Origin of the sequence: Streptomyces sp. A3M-1-3, assembly GCF_024213665.1 — a bacterium.
In the GTDB taxonomy this organism is placed as follows: Bacteria; Actinomycetota; Actinomycetes; order Streptomycetales; family Streptomycetaceae; genus Streptomyces.
This window is the reverse complement of sequence record NZ_JANAVP010000001.1, coordinates 189,597-207,483: the sequence shown is the minus strand read 5'-3', so window position 1 is coordinate 207,483 and position 17,887 is coordinate 189,597. Positions and strand designations below refer to the sequence as shown.

At 69.7% G+C, this 17,887-nt stretch carries 14 protein-coding genes; 6 read left to right on the top strand and 8 right to left on the bottom strand.

The genetic code is table 11. The annotated features are described in order from the left end of the window. Positions 1-65 precede the first annotated feature (65 nt). From NLX86_RS01020 to NLX86_RS01010, 3 genes are all read left to right on the top strand, one after another. On the top strand, positions 66-2,411 hold the full coding sequence (locus tag NLX86_RS01020) for a polysaccharide lyase 8 family protein (RefSeq protein WP_374213809.1): 2,346 nt from the start codon (positions 66-68) through the stop codon (positions 2,409-2,411). 154 nt (positions 2,412-2,565) lie between these two features. Beyond that, positions 2,566-4,164 (top strand): acyl-CoA carboxylase subunit beta, encoded by a 1,599-nt coding sequence (locus NLX86_RS01015; RefSeq protein ID WP_254369600.1) that lies wholly within the window; start codon positions 2,566-2,568, stop codon positions 4,162-4,164. Between the two features lie 30 nt (positions 4,165-4,194). Further along, a complete protein-coding gene (locus NLX86_RS01010) occupies positions 4,195-4,398 on the top strand; it encodes an acyl-CoA carboxylase subunit epsilon (protein ID WP_254369599.1) in 204 nt (67 codons plus the stop codon). 154 nt (positions 4,399-4,552) lie between these two features. Here the strand turns inward: NLX86_RS01010 and NLX86_RS01005 are convergent, their stop codons facing one another. From NLX86_RS01005 to NLX86_RS00970, 8 genes are all read right to left on the bottom strand, one after another. After that, positions 4,553-5,134 carry an ATP/GTP-binding protein gene (locus NLX86_RS01005; RefSeq protein ID WP_254369598.1) on the bottom strand — a complete coding sequence of 194 codons (582 nt, stop codon included), beginning with the start codon at positions 5,132-5,134 and terminating at the stop codon, positions 4,553-4,555. Beyond that, positions 5,115-5,672 (bottom strand): DUF742 domain-containing protein, encoded by a 558-nt coding sequence (locus NLX86_RS01000; RefSeq protein ID WP_254369597.1) that lies wholly within the window; start codon positions 5,670-5,672, stop codon positions 5,115-5,117. The genes NLX86_RS01005 and NLX86_RS01000 overlap by 20 nt, the downstream gene beginning before the upstream one ends. Positions 5,673-5,765: 93 nt before the next feature. Then, on the bottom strand, positions 5,766-6,179 hold the full coding sequence (locus tag NLX86_RS00995) for a roadblock/LC7 domain-containing protein (RefSeq protein ID WP_254369776.1): 414 nt from the start codon (positions 6,177-6,179) through the stop codon (positions 5,766-5,768). A gap of 10 nt (positions 6,180-6,189) precedes the next feature. Beyond that, entirely contained in the window at positions 6,190-9,378 is a 3,189-nt protein-coding gene (locus NLX86_RS00990) for a nitrate- and nitrite sensing domain-containing protein (protein ID WP_254369596.1), read from the bottom strand. A gap of 342 nt (positions 9,379-9,720) precedes the next feature. Then, complete coding sequence (locus NLX86_RS00985; protein WP_254369595.1) at positions 9,721-10,302, bottom strand: ATP/GTP-binding protein; 582 nt, start codon at positions 10,300-10,302, stop codon at positions 9,721-9,723. Then, entirely contained in the window at positions 10,283-10,687 is a 405-nt protein-coding gene (locus tag NLX86_RS00980) for a DUF742 domain-containing protein (RefSeq protein ID WP_254369594.1), read from the bottom strand. Before NLX86_RS00980 ends, NLX86_RS00985 begins: the two co-directional genes overlap by 20 nt. Before the next feature lie 133 nt (positions 10,688-10,820). Further along, positions 10,821-11,234 carry a roadblock/LC7 domain-containing protein gene (locus NLX86_RS00975; RefSeq protein WP_254369775.1) on the bottom strand — a complete coding sequence of 138 codons (414 nt, stop codon included), beginning with the start codon at positions 11,232-11,234 and terminating at the stop codon, positions 10,821-10,823. A gap of 9 nt (positions 11,235-11,243) precedes the next feature. Beyond that, entirely contained in the window at positions 11,244-14,738 is a 3,495-nt protein-coding gene (locus NLX86_RS00970; RefSeq protein WP_254369593.1) for a nitrate- and nitrite sensing domain-containing protein, read from the bottom strand. Positions 14,739-15,309: 571 nt separating this feature from the next. On the opposite strand from NLX86_RS00970, the gene NLX86_RS00965 reads away from it, so the two are divergent. From NLX86_RS00965 to gltX, 3 genes are all read left to right on the top strand, one after another. Next, positions 15,310-15,486, top strand: coding sequence for a hypothetical protein (locus tag NLX86_RS00965; protein WP_254369592.1), 177 nt, complete (start codon positions 15,310-15,312; stop codon positions 15,484-15,486). Positions 15,487-15,580: 94 nt separating this feature from the next. Continuing rightward, positions 15,581-16,357, top strand: a complete 777-nt coding sequence (locus NLX86_RS00960) for a fumarylacetoacetate hydrolase family protein (RefSeq protein ID WP_254369591.1) — start codon at positions 15,581-15,583, stop codon at positions 16,355-16,357. Beyond that, the gene (gene gltX / locus NLX86_RS00955) at positions 16,350-17,822 is read left to right on the top strand and encodes a glutamate--tRNA ligase (RefSeq protein ID WP_254369590.1); all 1,473 of its coding nucleotides are present in this window, start codon (positions 16,350-16,352) and stop codon (positions 17,820-17,822) included. Before NLX86_RS00960 ends, gltX begins: the two co-directional genes overlap by 8 nt. Positions 17,823-17,887 lie beyond the last annotated feature (65 nt).

Here is a 17,887-nt window from a genome sequence, read left to right as displayed (position 1 = left end):
TGCGCGGAGTCTGTTCCCGGGCCCCGCCCCATGGTAGAAAGCGCTTACTCAACCCGGGAGGTGGCATGCACATGTCTCTATCCGATCTGACCCGCCGTACCTTCCTCGCCGCGACCGGTGCGGGAGCCGCCCTGCTCACCCTCCCGCCGTCCGCTCACGCGGCGCCGCACGACGGGGAGTTCGAAACCCTCCGGCAGCGCTGGCTGGCCCTCGCCCTCGGCACCGGTTTCGACCCGGCCGCCGAGCCGTACTCCTCCCGCCTGAAGCAGACCGGTCAACTCGCCGCCGGCTTCCGCTCGTCCATGGCGCCCACGGACACCTCCCTCTGGCCGGGCCACCCCTTCAACCCGCCCGCCGGCATCACCCAGAGCTACAGCCGCCTGTGGACCATGACCCAGGCGTACGCGCAGCCGGGCACCGGCCTCACCGGGGACGCCGGCCTCCTGGCCGACATCGTCAGGGGCCTCGACCACCTCTCCGCGAAGATCTACAACGCCTCGACCACCCGGTACGGCAACTGGTGGGAGTGGCAGATCGGCAGCCCCCGCCTCCTCCTCGACATCGTCGCCGCGCTCCACGACCGTCTCACCGACGGCCGGCGCCAGGCGGCCTTCGCCGCCGTCGACCACTTCATCCCCGACTCGGCGCTCGGCAGCTACACCGGCACCTCCACCGGCGCCAACCGCGTCGACCTCTGCCGCTCCGTCGCCCTGCGCGGCGTCCTCGGCCGGGCGCCGCAGAAGATCGCGCTGGCCTGCGACGCGCTCTCGCCGGTCTTCCCGTACGTCACCAAGGGCGACGGGCTGTACGCCGACGGATCGTTCGTCCAGCACACCTGGGTCGCCTACTCCGGTACGTACGGGCAGGTCATGCTCGACGGCCTCGGCAGGCTCTTCACCCTGCTCGCCGGCTCCACCTGGGCGGTCACCGACCCGAACCGCCAGATCGTCCTGGACAGCGTGGAGCACGCGTACGCGCCGCTGATCCACGACGGGCTGATGATGGACAGCGTCAACGGGCGGGCGGTAAGCCGGGGTTATCTCAAGGCCGACGACCACAGCGTGATGCGGAGCGACCATTTCCACGGCCAGGGACTCATCGCGGCCATCGCCGTCCTCGCGGGCGGGGCGAGCGCCGCCGAGCGCGAGCGCTGGCACGGCATGATCAAGGGCTGGATCGAGCGGGACACCACCACACCGATCCTCACCGCCCGGCAGTTCGGCGTCGCGGACCTCTCCCGGCTGCACGCCGTCGCCGCGGCTCCGGTGCCCGCCGCGCCGGAGCCGGTGAGCCACAAACTGTTCGCGTCGATGGACCGGGCCGTGCACCGCCGCCCCGGCTGGGCCGCGAACATCTCCATGGCCTCGGAGCGGATCTCGTACTACGAGTGCGGCAACGGCGAGAACCCGCGCGGCTGGCACACCGGGGCCGGAATGCTCTACTGGTGGGGCCCTGGGCACGGGGGCCAGTACACGGACTGGTTCTGGCCGACCGTCGACTGGTACCGGCTGCCCGGCACCACCGTGTCCACCCGGCGCCTCGCCGACCGGGCGGGCGGCGAGTGGGGGCTGCCCAAGCCCGCCGTCAAGTGGGTCGGCGGCGCCACCGACGGCGAGTTCGCCGCCGTCGGTCAGCACCTCAAGGGCCTCGGCTCCACCCTCGAAGCCCGTAAGTCGTGGTTCTGCGTCGCCGATACGGTCGTCTGCCTCGGCGCGGGTATCACCGCCACTGACGGAGTCCCGGTCGAGACGGTCGTCGACAACCGCAACCTCGGCGCGGACGGCACACACGCGCTCACCGTCGACGACCGGACCCGCCCCCGCTGGGCGCACCTGGCCGGACACGGCGGCTGGGTCTTCCCCGGCGGCGCCGACCTGCACACGCTGCGCGAGGACCGGACCGGCGCATGGTCGGACATCAACACCGGCAGCACCACCGAGCGGCAGACCCGCCGGTACCAGACCCTCTGGCTCGACCACGGCACCGACCCGGCCGACGCCTCGTACACGTATCTGCTGATGCCCGGCGCGACCCGGCGGACCCTCGCGGCGCGCGCCGCCGACCGCGGCTGGCTGTCGATCGTGGAGAACACAGCCGCCGCCCAGTCCGTGGTGATCCGCTCGCTGGGATTCGCCGGCGCCAACTTCTGGCAGCCGGGTACGGCGGGGCGATTCACCTCAACGGCCCAGTCGAGCGTGATCGTCCGCAGCGGACGCTGGACCGCGACGCTGTGGATCAGCGAACCTGTACGCTCCGGACAGCCTCTGGAGATCACCTGGGACCACCCGGTGCGGCGCGTCACCGGCCGGGACCCGGCCGTCGAGGTGCTCGCAACCGGCCGTTCACTGCGGCTTCGCGTGACCCCGGGCACGGCCGGTGTGAGCCATCGGTGTGAGGTGGCTCTCGGTTGACGCTCTTGTTGGACCCGCACAAAGCGCGCGGGTCCTGACCTGGCACTTAGGCTGCACCGGGGAATGGTTCTGTTCAGGGGTGACAGGAGAACGGTCCCGAGACTGTACGGAGTCGACGGCAGGTTTTTCTTGGCCGACTTCGTAGGGTCGGTACATGACCGTTTTGGACGAGATTCCGGGCGACGAGATCGCGGGCGGGCCGACCGACGCCCGCGGGCGCGTGGCCGAACTGCACTCCCTTCGTGAGGAGGCGCGGCGCGGCCCCAGCGAGCGCGCCACCGAGGCCCAGCATGCCAAGGGCAAGCTGACCGCGCGGGAGCGCATCGAGCTGCTGCTGGACCCGGGTTCGTTCAAGGAGGTCGAGCAGCTGCGCCGACACCGGGCGACCGGCTTCGGCCTGGAGGCCAGGAAGCCGTACACCGACGGTGTCATCACCGGCTGGGGCACGGTCGAGGGCCGCACGGTCTTCGTGTACGCGCACGACTTCCGGATCTTCGGCGGCGCGCTGGGCGAGGCCCACGCCACGAAGATCCACAAGATCATGGACATGGCCATCTCGGCCGGGGCCCCGCTGGTCTCGCTGAACGACGGCGCCGGCGCCCGTATCCAGGAGGGCGTCTCGGCGCTGGCCGGCTACGGCGGCATCTTCCAGCGCAACACCCGCGCCTCCGGTGTCATCCCGCAGATCAGCGTGATGCTCGGCCCGTGCGCGGGCGGTGCGGCCTACTCGCCGGCGCTCACGGACTTCGTGTTCATGGTCCGGGAGACCTCGCAGATGTTCATCACCGGCCCGGACGTGGTCCGCGCGGTGACCGGCGAGGAGATCACCCAGAACGGCCTCGGCGGCGCGGACGTGCACGCCGAGACCTCCGGCGTCGCGCACTTCGCGTACGACGACGAGGAGACCTGCATCGCCGAGGTGCGGTACCTGATCTCGATGCTCCCGTCCAACAACCGGGAGAACCCGCCGGCCCACCCCAGCGAGGACCCGACCGACCGCCGCGGCGACGCCCTGCTGGACCTGGTGCCCGCCGACGGCAACCGCCCGTACGACATGCACAAGGTCATCGAGGAGCTCGTCGACGACGGCGACTACCTCGAGATCCACGAGCGCTGGGCCCGGAACATCATCTGCGCCCTGGCCCGGATGGACGGTCAGGTCGTCGGCATCGTCGCCAACCAGCCCCAGTCCCTCGCGGGTGTCCTGGACATCGAGGCCTCCGAGAAGGCCGCGCGCTTCGTCCAGATGTGTGACGCCTTCAATATCCCGATCATCACTCTTCTGGACGTACCCGGCTTCCTGCCCGGGGTTGACCAGGAGCACGGTGGAATCATCCGGCACGGTGCCAAGCTGCTGTACGCGTACTGCAACGCGACCGTGCCGAGGATCTCCCTGATCCTGCGCAAGGCGTACGGCGGTGCCTACATCGTCATGGACTCCCAGTCCATCGGTGCGGACCTCACCTACGCGTGGCCGACCAACGAGATTGCGGTCATGGGCGCCGAAGGTGCCGCCAACGTCATCTTCCGCAAGCAGATCGCCGATGCCGAGGACCCCGAGGCCATGCGGGCCCGCATGGTCAAGGAGTACAAGGCCGAGCTGATGCACCCGTACTACGCCGCGGAGCGCGGCCTGGTCGACGACGTCATCGACCCCGCCGAGACCCGCGAGGTGCTCATCAGCGCACTCGCGATGCTCCGCAACAAGCACGCAGACCTGCCGTCGCGCAAGCACGGCAACCCCCCGCAGTAACCCTGCGACGAAGACGGAGACACGAACGCCATGAGCACTCCTGCCGCCGACACCCTTCTGCGCGTCGAGAAGGGCCATGCCGCCCCCGAGGAACTGGCCGCCATCACCGCGGTCCTCCTCGCCCGCGCCGCCGCCACCCCTGACGCCCCGGCCCACCGCGGCCGCTCCACGGCCGGCTGGCGCCGCCTGGAGCGCACCCCGGGCTTCCGGGCCCCGCACAGCTGGCAGGGCTGACGCCCGAACCGAGAGGGCCCCGCACTCCGCAAGGAGCGCGGGGCCCTTCCGCGTTGGGGCACGAGCCGAGCGGCCTCCCTCGTGAGAAAGCCCCGCACTCCGTCAGGAGTGCGGGGCTTTCCCCGGGAACGTGCGCGGCCGGCGGCCGGCAGGGCTACCGCAGGCGTGCCATGAGGGCGTGTTCGACGAGCGTGATGAGGGCGCTCTTGGCGTCGGCGCGGTGGCGTGCGTCGGTGGTGATGATGGGTGCGTCTGGGCCGATCTGGAGTGCTTCGCGTACTTCTTCAGGGTTGTACGGCTGGTGCCCGTCAAAGCCGTTGAGGGCGATGACGAAGGGGAGGCCGCTGTTTTCGAAGTAGTCGACGGCGGGGAAGCAGTCGGCGAGGCGGCGGGTGTCGACGAGGACGACGGCGCCGATGGCGCCGCGGACGAGGTCGTCCCACATGAACCAGAAGCGGTCCTGTCCGGGGGTGCCGAACAGGTACAGGATGAGGTCCTGGTCGAGGGTGATGCGGCCGAAGTCCATGGCCACCGTGGTGGTGGTCTTGTCTCCGGTGTGGGTGAGGTCGTCGATGCCGGCGGAGGCGCTGGTCATGACGGCTTCGGTGCGCAGCGGGTTGATCTCTGAGACGGCGCCGACGAACGTGGTCTTGCCCACGCCGAAGCCCCCTGCCACCACGATCTTCGCGGAGGTAGTGGAGCGGGCCGCTCCGCCGCTAGAGCTTGCGAAGTCCACTGAGCACCCTTTCGAGCAGTGTCACGTCTGGCTGGCCGCCGGCGGACTCGTCGCCGCCGGGCTGGTGAATGGCGACAAGGCCGGCCTCCGCCAGGTCGGCGACGAGGATTCGGGCGACGCCGAGGGGGATGGAGAGAAGTGCCGAGATCTCGGCCACGGACTTGATCTCACGGCACAGATGGCAGATCCGCTGGTGCTCGGGCAACTGCCCTTGCAGCCGGGCGGGATCGGCCGTGGTGCTGACCAGCGCCTCGATGGCGAGCTGGTAGCGCGGCCGGGTCCGGCCGCCGGTCATCGCGTACGGACGTACCAGGGGGTTGTGCGCGGCCCGGCCGCCGGACGGCTCCGGTGCGCGCCGGGGCTGCTGCACCGGCTGCTGCATGCCCCGCGGACCCTGGTGGTCGTACGGCTGGTACGGCTGCTGCTCCGGGGAACCGTGTCTGCTCGGCGAGGAGGGGAAGTTGAAGCGGTTCTGGTCGTGCCCACCCTGCGGCTGCTGTGCGCCGCCGTAAGGATGTCCTCCTGGTGGTGTTCCCACGTTTTCCTCCTCCGACTACCGGTCGCCACGTTCCCTGTGGTGCCGCGCCACCGCACCTTATGGCGCGGTGGCGTGAAACGCACTGCCTGTCTGCTAGTTGAGAAGACTGCCTTGCAGTTCGGCGCGCAGGTCGGGCGTCAGAACGCCGCCCGCGCGGTCGACCAGAAGGGCCATCTCGTAACCGACGAGGCCGATGTCGCACTCCGGGTGGGCGAGTACGGCCAGCGAGGAGCCGTCGGAGATGGACATGAGGAAGAGGAAGCCGCGTTCCATCTCCACAACCGTCTGGTTGACGGCGCCGCCCTCGAAGATCCGGGAGGCGCCCGCCGTCAGCGAGGTCAGGCCGGAGGCCACGGCCGCAAGCTGATCGGCGCGGTCGCGGGGAAAGCCTTCGGACATCGCCAGAAGGAGTCCGTCGGCGGAGACCACCACGGTGTGGGACACCCCGGGGGTGTTGTCCACGAAGTTGGTGATCAACCAGTTCAGGTTCTGCGCCGCCTGGCTCATCGGGCTCACACTAACGCTCCTGGTCATAGCTGTTACTGGTCTGCTCTGATCCCGCGTTGCGTCCCTGCTGGACACCACGACGCAGGTTGCTCAACCTGCCGCGTACGTCCTCGGGGGCGCGGGAGACCTGTGGGCCGCCCTGCGGGGTCTGTTCCGCCGTGCCCTCGACCAGGTTGGCCTTGGGCACCCGCCGGGGGAGACCGGACGGGGTGACCCCGCCGGCCTTCGGGTCCCGGAGCTTTTCGGCCCGCTGCCAGCGCTCGTCGTTCCGAGAGCGCCAGTCGTCGCCGTCGCCGTTGCTGTTCCCGTTCACCTGTTGAGGCGGCTGGGACTGCTGCTTCGGCTGCGGGGTGAAGAGCTGCTGCTCCGTCTCGGGCCGCGCGGGCGGCCACTGCTGCTGACTGCCGCGGCGCGGGAGGCCGGCGTTGGTCAGCTCGTGACCATTGCTGGGAGAGGGACCCGAACGGTCGAAGCCTACGCGCTCGGGGGCGTTCGTGGGAGCGCCCGGCGCAGATTCCGATTGCGTTCCGTACCCGGACTCGTACGGGGCCTGGTAGGCGGTCTGGTCCGTCCACTCACCCTGGTGGGCCTGGGTGTCGTACGAGCCGTCGTACTGCTGCGCAGGAGCCTCCGGCTCCGGATATCCGTCTTCCGTATAGGCCGGTTCCGGGTAGCCGCCCTGGGCCGGGTAGCCGTTCTGGCCGTACTGATCGCCCTGGCCGTACTGCTGGTCGTCGTAGACCGGCTGCTGCTGCTCGTGCGGGTACTGCTGCTGGTCGTCGTAGACCGGCTGCTGGACCTCGTCGCTGAACATCGGCCGCTCGCCGCCGGACTGGGCCTCCAGCGCCGCACGGCGCCCCTCGCGCATCAGCGAGCGGTTGACCGGGTCGAGCTCGCGCGCGTCCTCCGGGACCTCGTACCGCGAGTCGTCGAAGCCGAGCTCAGCCGCCGTGCGCATCGGCGCCGCCTGAATCGGGGCGGGCTCGTACGGCTGCTGCTCCGGGATGATCTGCGAGACCTGGAAGTCGTCCTCAGGCAGCGCCTCGCCACCGCCACCGTGGGTGATGGCGTCGGGAAGCATGACCAGCGACGTGGTGCCGGCCTGCTCGCCCGAGGGGCGCAGTTGGACCCGTACACCGTGCCGGTCGGCCAGCCGGCCGACCACGAACAGGCCCATGCGCTGGGAGATCGCGGCGTCCACGGTCGGCGGGTTGGCCAGCTTGTGGTTGATGTCCGCGAAGTCCTCGGCGGTCAGGCCGATGCCCTTGTCGTGGATCTCGACCATCACGCGGCCGTCGGGCAGCCGCGTCGCGGTGACACGCACCTTGGTCTGCGGGGAGGAGAACGTGGTGGCGTTCTCCAGCAGCTCGGCCAGCAGGTGCACGAGGTCGGTCACGGCCTGGCCGTGGATCTCCGTCTCCGGGACACCGCTGAGCTCGATGCGCTCGTACGACTCCACCTCGGAGGAGGCGGCGCGCAGGACGTCGACCAGCGGGACCGGCTGGTTCCAGCGGCGGCCCGGCTCCTCACCGGCGAGAACGAGGAGGTTCTCGCCGTTGCGGCGCATACGGGTCGCCAGGTGGTCCAGGCGGAAGAGGTTCTCGAGCTGGTCCGGGTCGGCCTCGTTGTTCTCGAGGTCGGTGATCAGGGTCAGCTGGCCCTCGATGAGGGACTGGTTGCGGCGCGAGAGGTTGGTGAAGATCGCGTTGACGTTCCCTCGCAGCAGCGCCTGCTCGGCGGCGAGCCGGACGGCCTCGCGGTGCACCTGGTCGAAGGCGCGGGCGACCTCGCCGATCTCGTCCTGCGAGTCGATCGGGATGGGCTGGACGCGGGTGTCGACGCGGCCGGGCTCGGTGCGCGAGAGCTGGTCGACCAGCATCGGCAGCCGCTGCTCGGCGATGGTGAAGGCGGCGGTGCGCAGCTGGCGCATGGACCGGCTCATCTGGCGGGCCATCATCCCGGCGAGGATGAAGGCGGTGAGGAGGGCGATGACGACGATGGCGCCGTTGATGATGGCGTCGTTCTTGGCGTCGTCGGAGATCGCGCCGGCTTCCTCGACCGCCTTGTCGACGAGTTCCTTCTCGATCTCGGTGTAGCCGTCGAACTTGGCGGTGGCGGCGGCCATCCAGATCTCGGGCGTCACACCGCGCTTGGCGAGCTGCTCGGGGTCGTCACCCGTGGCGATCTGCTCGACGAGTCCGTCGTAGACCGAGCCGTTGGCGGCGGGCTCCGGGATCTTGAAGCTCTGCCCCGCGGCCTGGGCCTGCGCCGCGGCGGCGGCGAGCCGCTTGGCGCCCGCGTCGGCCTTGGCCTTCATGACCGACTTCAGCTGGTCGACGTCCTGCTCGGTGCCGGCGGCGACGTACTCGCCGATGGCGATTTCCTCGAGGTAGTCGTACGACGAGAAGGCGATGTTCTGGCCGGCGCGAATGGAGTCCTTCTCGCTCGGCCGGACCAGCAGGTGCATACCGATGGAGCGTTCAAGAGACTCGGCGGCCTTGGCCAGCTCGAGGGCGTAGACCATGCGGCCGTAGCTGGTGATGTTGCCGGTGCCGAGGCCGAGTTCGTTGGTGAACTGCATGAGGTAGTGCTGGACCAGCACATAGCCCTCTTCGGTCGCGACCGGGCCGCCCTGCTTGTTGGCGAGGTCCTTCTTGGCCGTCTCGACCTGCACGGAGTACGCGCTCTGGCGGATCGCCGCGAGCTTGGGCTCCTCCGCCCGGAACAGACTCAGCCGGCGCTCGAGGCCCTCCTTCTCGGGAAGGTCCTTGACGGCCTCGTTGAACTTCTCCGCGGCGGCGTCGGTCTCGTCGTACGCCTGGCGCACGATGTCGCTGTCCTTCTTGCCCTGCAGCAGGGGTGCGGCGGTGAGGTCACGCTCGTTCAGCAGCGCCTGGCTGTACTCGGAGGCGGACCGCACGACGAGCGCGATCTTCTCGGCGTCCTTGGCCTCGTTCCAGGTGTCGATCGCGCCCTTGACCTGGAAGCCGCCCATGACCAGTCCGACCAGGACGGGTATGAGGAGGATCGCGTTCAGCCTGGTCGGCACTCGCCAGTTACGGGGGGAGAACCGGCTGCTGCTGCCACCTTGCGCGGGCGGCGCGACGGGCTCATCCGCGGGCGACACCGCTGTGCGCGGCGGCGGGGTGAAGTTCCCCCGCGCCTGCTGCTCTGCGGAGCTCGTGTTGCTTCGCCTCACTCGACCAACAACCTCTCGGCGTCGGCACCTACGCTGTGCCGTCTATCTTCTGGGCCGTAACTACCTACTAGGGAGTTCGCCGATTTGAGCACGTGCAACCGCCCCATTCCAAACAGCAGGAACTGGCCATTCCGAGCGGCATACGCCCTAGATAAAACGGTCATAAAGAACGAGCCCCGGCAAAAGGCGGGTCAAATGTGAGCGCAGCGGTACCAGGCGACCGCGCCGGGTGGCCGAGGGGCTTCAATTCTCTGTCGAAACGTTATGAACGGAGAGGCGGACAGTGTCAAACGACACAGTCCGCCCCCAGCCGTGACTACGACAACTTCCGTATTTCCGTGATCACTTGAGGCGTGCCATGAGGGCGTGTTCGACGAGCGTGATGAGGGCGCTCTTGGCGTCGGCGCGGTGGCGTGCGTCGGTGGTGATGATGGGTGCGTCCGAGCCGATCTGGAGTGCTTCGCGTACTTCTTCAGGGTTGTACGGCTGGTGCCCCTCGAAGCCGTTGAGGGCGATGACGAAGGGGAGGCCGCTGTTTTCGAAGTAGTCGACGGCGGGGAAGCAGTCGGCGAGGCGGCGGGTGTCGACGAGGACGACGGCGCCGATGGCGCCGCGGACGAGGTCGTCCCACATGAACCAGAAGCGGTCCTGTCCGGGGGTGCCGAACAGGTACAGGATGAGGTCCTGGTCGAGGGTGATGCGGCCGAAGTCCATGGCCACCGTGGTGGTGGTCTTGTCTCCGGTGTGGGTGAGGTCGTCGATGCCGGCGGAGGCGCTGGTCATGACGGCTTCGGTGCGCAGCGGGTTGATCTCCGATACGGCGCCGACGAATGTGGTCTTGCCCACGCCGAAGCCCCCTGCCACCACGATCTTCGCGGAGGTAGTGGAGCGGGCCGCTCCGCCGCTAGAGCTTGCGAAGTCCACTGAGCACCCTTTCCAGCAGCGTTACATCCGGCGTGCCGCCGGCCTCTCCATTGCCCGGCTGGTGAATGGCCACCATCCCGGCTTCCGCCAGGTCGGCGACCAGAATCCTGGCCACCCCCAGCGGCATCGACAGCAGTGCCGAGATCTCGGCCACGGACTTCACTTCACGGCACAGATGACAGATCCGCTGGTGCTCGGGGAGAAGTCCCGCGAGGTGCACCGGGTCGGCCGTGGTGCTGACCAGTGCCTCGATGGCGAGCTGGTAGCGCGGCCGGGTCCGGCCGCCGGTCATCGCGTACGGACGCACCAGCGGCTGGTCGCCCTCACTGTCGTACGACGCGTGATGCGCGCCGTACGAATCGTGAGCGGCGGGGGGCGGGGTCATGAATCCTCCGGGCGGGACAGCAGGTGGTCAGCGTGCCGTCTGACAGGGCCGGTGGGGGGACGTGAACGGCCGGACGGTGGTGTTCTCGGACAAAAACCTTGAGCGTGGGCTGCGCAAGTTCTCCGTGGACGGCCTAGTGGAGCAGGCTCCCCTGGAGTTCGGCGCGCAGGTCCGGAGTGAGAACGGTGCCGGCGCGGTCGACCAGAAGGGTCATCTCGTAGCCGACCAGGCCGATGTCGCACTCGGGGTGGGCGAGGACGGCCAGCGAAGAACCGTCCGAAACGGACATCAGGAAGAGGAAACCGCGCTCCATCTCGACCACGGTCTGGGCCACCGCACCGCCTTCGAAGATGCGGGAGGCGCCGGCCGTCAGCGAGGTGAGGCCGGAGGCCACCGCCGCGAGCTGATCGGCCCGGTCACGGGGAAATCCTTCGGACATCGCCAGAAGAAGTCCGTCGGCGGAGACCACCACCGTGTGGGACACCCCGGGGGTGTTGTCCACAAAGTTGGTGATCAACCAGTTCAGGTTCTGTGCCGCCTGGCTCATCGAACTCAACTAACGCTCCTGCTGGTGAGTGGGGCCGATGTGATAACTGCCGGTCGCCGGGCCGCTGCCGGCCTGGCGACCCTGCTGGATGCCCCGACGGAGATTGGTCAGCCGGCCGCGTACGTCATCGGGCGCACGCGAAACCTGCGGACCGGTCTGGCCGGACTGCTGCTGAGCCGTACCCGCGACCAGATTCGCACGCGGGACCCGGCGCGGCAGACCGGAGGTGGTGACACCGCCGGCTGCGGGCTGCCTGACCCGCTCAGCCTGCCGTACGAGTTCGTCGTTCGGCGAGGTGCGCCAGGCGGCGCCACTCGCGTTGTCGCCGCCGCGCTCCGGCCGCCGCTGAGCGGGCGCCGGCTGCTGAGCCGGAGGCTGGTGCGACTGGTGCGGCTGCTGGGATACGGCGGGTGCCTGCGGCGCGCCGGGCTGTTCGCCCTCCGGGCCGCGGAACCAGTTGGACTCGAGCGTGTCGAACAGCGGCGTACGGCCGTCCCCGGGACCGGCCGGCGGCAGCGCCTCCGGCTGGTGGGCCTGCGGCAGCCGGCCCGCGGGCCGGCGCGGAACCGCGGGCGGAGTGTGGCCGTTGGCCGGGCGCAGGTGGTTCGGACCGGCCTGCTGGCCGCCCTGCTGACCGGTGTGCCGGCCGCTCTGCTGTCCGTACGCACCGGGCCGCTCGAACTGGGCGGTGGACGCGGGGTCGAGCGGGTTCGCCGGACCGCGCACATCGGGACGCTCGAACTGGCCCGTGGTGCTGTTGCCCTGCGGCGGCGCGGCGTTGTAGTCCGGCCGGGCGAACTCGGCGGTGGCTCCCGGGCCCTGCCGGTCGTCGTGGCCGCGCGGGGTGTCCGGGGTCTGGTCGCTGCCCCAGCTGGTGGTCGCCGGGCGCTGGGCCTGCTGCGGGCTCCCGCCGGGCAGTTCGGCCCGCGGGGTGCTGCGCGGCGGCAGCTGCGGCTGGCTCTGCTGCGGCTGGTCGCCGCCGGCGGGCCCCCGGCCGCCCGGCTTGGGGCGCTCGAAGCCGAGCTGCTGGAAGGCGCCCTGGCCCTGGTTCTGACCCTGGTTCTGGCCCTGGTTCTGGCCCGCGGCGGGACGGCCCTGGGCGTTGCCCGCGTTGCCGCGGCCGCCCATCGGGGCTCCGGCGCCAAAGGCGTTCGCGCCCTGTCCCTGGCCCTGGTTCTGGCGCGGCGTACCGTCCCTGCCGGGCAGTGCGGCCCGCGGACCGGAGCCCGGAACCTGGCCACGCTGAGGGCCGGCGCCGGCGCCGGCGACGCGTCCGCCCGCGGCGGGCGGCGCGCCCACACCGGGGCCCTGCGGCGGCTGGCCGCCCGAGACCCCCGGCTTGGCCGGGACCTTCTTGCCGCCCTGGGCGACGTCGACGGGGAGCATGACCAGCGCGGTCGTACCACCGGAGTCGGAGGGGCGCAGCTGGATCCGGATGCCGTGTCGCAGGGACAGGCGGCCGACCACGAACAGACCCATGCGGCGCGAGACCGAGACGTCCACGGTGGGCGGGGATGCGAGCCGCTCGTTGATCGCCGCGAGGTCCTCGGGAGAGAGGCCGATACCGGTGTCGTGGATCTCGATGAGCACGCGGCCGTCGGGCAGCGCGTGACCGGTGACCTTGACCTTGGTCTGCGGCGAGGAGAACGAGGTCGCGTTCTCGAGCAGCTCGGCGAGGAGGTGCACAAGGTCGTTGACGACGCGGCCGGCTACCTCGGTCGCCGGGACCGCGGCCAGTTCGATGCGCTCGTACTGCTCCACCTCGGAGGCGGCGGCGCGGAGCACGTCGACCAGCGGCACGGGCCGGGTCCACCGGCGGCCCGGCTCCTCGCCCGCGAGGACGAGGAGGTTTTCGCCGTTACGGCGCATGCGGGTCGCGAGGTGGTCGAGCTTGAAGAGCGAGGACAGCTGGTCCGGGTCGGCCTCGCGCGACTCCAGCTCGGAGATGAGTGAGAGCTGGCGCTGGATCAGACCCTGGCTGCGGCGCGAGAGGTTGGTGAACATCGCGTTGACGTTGCCTCGCAGCAGCGCCTGCTCGGCGGCGAGGCGCACCGCCTCGCGGTGCACGTCGTCGAAGGCCGCGGCCACCTGGCCGATCTCGTCCCGGGAGTGCACACCGACGGACTCGACGGAGGTGTCGACGTCCTGCGGGTCGGACTCGGAGAGCTGCTTGACCAGCTCGGGCAGGCGTTCCTGGGCGACGCTGGTCGCGGTGTCCTGGAGCCGGCGCAGCGAGCGGATCATGGAGCGGGCCACGACGAAGGCGCCGACGAGCGAGACACCGAGGACGAGCAGGATCAGCGCACCGCTGATGAAGGCTTCGCGCTCGGACTCGTTCCGCAGCTCGCGTGCCTTCTGCTCCATGTCCTCGAGCAGGGTCAGCTCGATGGTCTTCATGGCCTGGATCTTGTTGTCGTCCGCGTCGTACCAGTCGAGCCAGGACGTGTACGACTCTTCCTTCTCGATCTGGCCGGGATTGCTCAGCACGCGCTTGGCGTACTTGTCGGCGCCCGCGATCTCGGTGTTGCCGTCCGTCAGCGGGGCCGTCAGTTCCTCGGCCTTGCCCTGGTAGGCGACCTCGAAGATCTGGAGGGCCTTGTCCTCGTTCTGGAAGTTGTCCAGACCGTAGAGCCGGTCGTTCTCGTTGAGCTCGGTGACACCGCTGCGCGGGAGAGCCGCCGCGATGACCGCGCGCTGGATCGACGCGTACTCCTTGGCGGAGGAGAACGCCGCCAGGGCGCGGGTCCGCTGGATCATCTCCGGGTTGCTGGTCGCCTGGGCCATGTCCTGCGAGAGGCTGAGCAGTGAGGTGATCAGCTGGCTGTACTTGCTGACCGTCGGCTGGGAGGTGGTCCGGTAGGCGCCCTGGCGGATTTCCTCGAGGGTGCTGAGCTGACGGGCGATCTGGACGACGTTGCCGCGGATGCTTTCGAGCGTCTCGTCGTTCTCGGTGTTCTTGACGTCGATGGTCGCGCCGCTGAAGGCCAGCACGGCCTTGTCGGTCTTCTCCCGGACGCCGTCGACAGTGCCGTTCGGCGCGTCGGGCGCCGCGCTCAGCGGTCCCGCGGTCTTGTCGCGCTCCTCCTGGAGCGCGGCGGCGAGCGCGGTCGCCTGCTTGGTCATGGTGGTCAGCAGCTGCATGTGCTCCAGCTGGTCGATGTCGTTCAGCGACTCGTTGATACGGAGTCCGCCGAGCGAGGTCGCCGCGACCACCGGGAGGGCCAGCAGCGAGACCAGCCGGGTGCTGATGCGCCAGTTCTGCAGGGCTATTCGCGAGCCCGGTCCACTGGGTGCCTTCGCCCTGGCTTTCGCCTTGGGCGCGGCCGACGGCTCACCGCCCTTGGCGCCCGGGCCCTTGGAACCCGGGCGCGGGCCTCCGCTGCCGTCCTTGACCGGCGCCGGCCCCTGGTTCTGGGCGTGCTGGGGCGAGGAGCCACGGTCGGTCCCGCCGCGTGGCTCCTGCTCCGCCGCAGCGCTGCCATCCCTCTTGAAACGTCCCTGCACTAGCGTCGCAACCTCTGGACCAGGCGTCCCTCCGCGTAACGGCGGGACGGTGTCGAGTCGTGGGGCACTAACGGCCCCATGGTGGTCGTCGGTGACCGGCGCGTCTCCCCTTCTTACCGCCGCTCTGGCGCTGCGTTGCGCCCCCTGCGCGCCGGCTGAAACCCGCGGCGGTCCGAGGAATTCCAGCACAGTGCCGGATCTCCAACAAGGTCCCAGGACCAGGCTGTGACCTGGGTGACACCATGTAATGACTGCGCTACAAGACGTAGATGAGGATCCTATCGATATCGGACTTCTGCCCACCAATCGCTTACGGGGGCGGGGTGTCCCAGTCGAGATGATCAGGAGCGGAATACAGCCTTCAGTGGCGCAATGTCCGTTTCCTGGTGCAGAGTTGGCCGACCTTTATGCCCGTAATGCCGGTCAGCTGGTGAGCAAACTCACATGCAGATCGCCGTCAGTTGGCGTCTTGGGCGGGGAACCAGATGTTTAGCCTGACGCTTTACAGAGATGGCACATCCGACAACCGGCGTCCTCGCGACGCCCGTAACCGACAGGGTCCGTACGGCACATGAAGACGACGATGATGTTCCGCAACATAGCCAACCCCCGGCGCACGACGCTGGCCCACCTGGGCGACGCCGCAGAACTGCAGACCGCGGTTGAGCAGCCGGAGCACTCCGTCGACCTCCCCGCCCAGACCGCCAACCCCCGCCGCACCATCCTGATGGACGCACCCACCGCCTGACCCGGCACGCATGGCGCACGGCCGCAGGCCGCCCCCGCGTTAGCCTGGAGCGTCAGTCTCCAGTCAGCCAGCAAGTGAGGGGCGACAGCATCCCGTGCGCATCGCCAGGTTCTCCATCGACGGCAATGTCGCCTTCGGCGCGGTCGAGGGCCAATCCCCCGACGATCTCGCCCTCGACATCATCAAGGGCATCCCGTTCGCGGACTTCGAGCTCTCCGGTACGAAGGTCCCGCTGAGCAAAGTCCGGCTGCTGCCGCCCGTGCTGCCCAACAAGGTCGTGGCCATCGGCCGCAACTACGCGGAGCACGCGGCCGAGCTCGGCAACGAGGTCCCGGACGTCCCGATCACCTTCTTCAAGCCGTCCACGTCGGTGATCGGCCCCGGCGACCCCATCGCGTACCCGTCCTTCACCGAGGACCTCCAGCACGAGGCCGAGCTGGCCGTCGTCATCGGCCGCATGTGCCGCGAGGTGCCGCGCGAGCGCGTCAAGGACGTCATCCTCGGCTACACCTGCGCCAACGACGTCACGGCGCGTGACGTCCAGAAGCGCGAGAAGCAGTGGGCCCGGGCCAAGGGCTTCGACGGCGCCTGCCCGCTCGGCCCCTGGGTGGAGACCGACCTCGACCCGGGCGACCTCGCCATCCAGTGCACGGTCAACGGCGAACAACGCCAGCTCGGCCGGACGAGCGAGATGATCCGCTCCATCGAGGACCTGATCGTTCACATCACCGAGGCCATGACGCTGCTCCCCGGCGACGTCGTCCTCACGGGCACCCCGGCAGGGGTCGGCCCCCTCAACGTCGGCGACGAGGTCGCCGTCACCATCGAAGGCATCGGCACTCTCACCAACAAGGTGATCAAGCGTGGCTAACGGACCCGTCCGCGTACGTTTCTGTCCCTCGCCGACCGGCAACCCGCACGTGGGTCTGGTCCGCACCGCCCTCTTCAACTGGGCGTTCGCCCGCCACCACGGCGGCACCCTGGTCTTCCGTATCGAGGACACCGACGCGGCGCGCGACTCCGAGGAGTCGTACAACCAGCTGCTCGACTCGCTGCGCTGGCTCGGCCTCGACTGGGACGAGGGCCCCGAGGTCGGCGGCCCGCACGCCCCGTACCGCCAGTCGCAGCGCATGGACATCTACGCGGACGTCGCGAAGAAGCTGCAGGACGCCGGGCACGCGTATGACTGCTTCTGCACCGCCGTCGAGCTCGAAGCCCGCCGCGACGCCGCCCGCGCCGCCGGCAAGCCCTCCGGGTACGACGGCACGTGCCGCAACCTCAGCGCCGAGCGCATCGAGCGGTACCGGGCCGAGGGCCGCCCGGCCATCGTCCGGTTCCGGATGCCCGACGGGCCGATCACCTTCACGGACCTGGTCCGCGGCGAGCTCACCTTCACCCAGGACAACGTGCCGGACTTCGGCATCGTCCGTGCCAACGGCGCCCCGCTCTACACGCTCGTCAACCCCGTCGACGACGCGCTGATGGAGATCACGCACGTGCTGCGCGGCGAGGACCTGCTGTCCTCCACCCCGCGGCAGATCGCGCTCTACAAGGCGCTGATGGAGCTGGGCATCGCCAAGAGCGTGCCGCAGTTCGGCCACCTGCCGTACGTCATGGGCGAGGGCAACAAGAAGCTCTCCAAGCGCGACCCGGAGTCGTCGCTGAACCTCTACCGGGAGCGCGGCTTCCTCCCCGAGGGGCTGCTCAACTACCTTTCGCTGCTGGGCTGGTCCCTGTCCGAGGACCGCGACATCTTCTCCATGGAGGAGATGGTCGCCGCCTTCGACATCACCGGTGTCAACGCGAACCCGGCGCGCTTCGACCTCAAGAAGTGCGAGCACATCAACGCCACGCACCTGCGTGAGCTGGACGTCAAGGACTTCATCGAGGCGTGCGGCCCCTGGCTGAAGGCCCCGCACGCGCCGTGGCGGCCGGAGGCCTTCGACCGGGCGGCCTTCGAGGAGATCGCCCCGCACGCGCAGACCCGCCTGACGGTCCTCTCCGACATCACGGCCAACGTGGACTTCCTCTTCCTCGACCAGCCGGTCGAGGACGAGGCGTCCTGGGCGAAGGCGATGAAGGGCGAGCCGGTGGCTCTGCTCACGACGGCCCGCGCCAAGCTGGCGGACACGGACTGGAACGCGGAGGCCCTGAAGAACGCGGTCCTCGCGGCCGGCGAGGAGCACGGCCTGAAGCTCGGCAAGGCCCAGGCCCCGGTCCGCGTGGCGGTCACCGGCCGCACGGTCGGCCTGCCGCTCTTCGAGTCCCTGGAGGTCCTGGGCCGCGACCGCACCCTGTCCCGCATCGACGCGGCCCTGGCGAAGCTCGCCGCGTAGGCGTTTGCCGTACGTCCCCGAGGGGCGGAAGCCGACCGGCTTTCCGCCCCTCGGGGACGTATTCA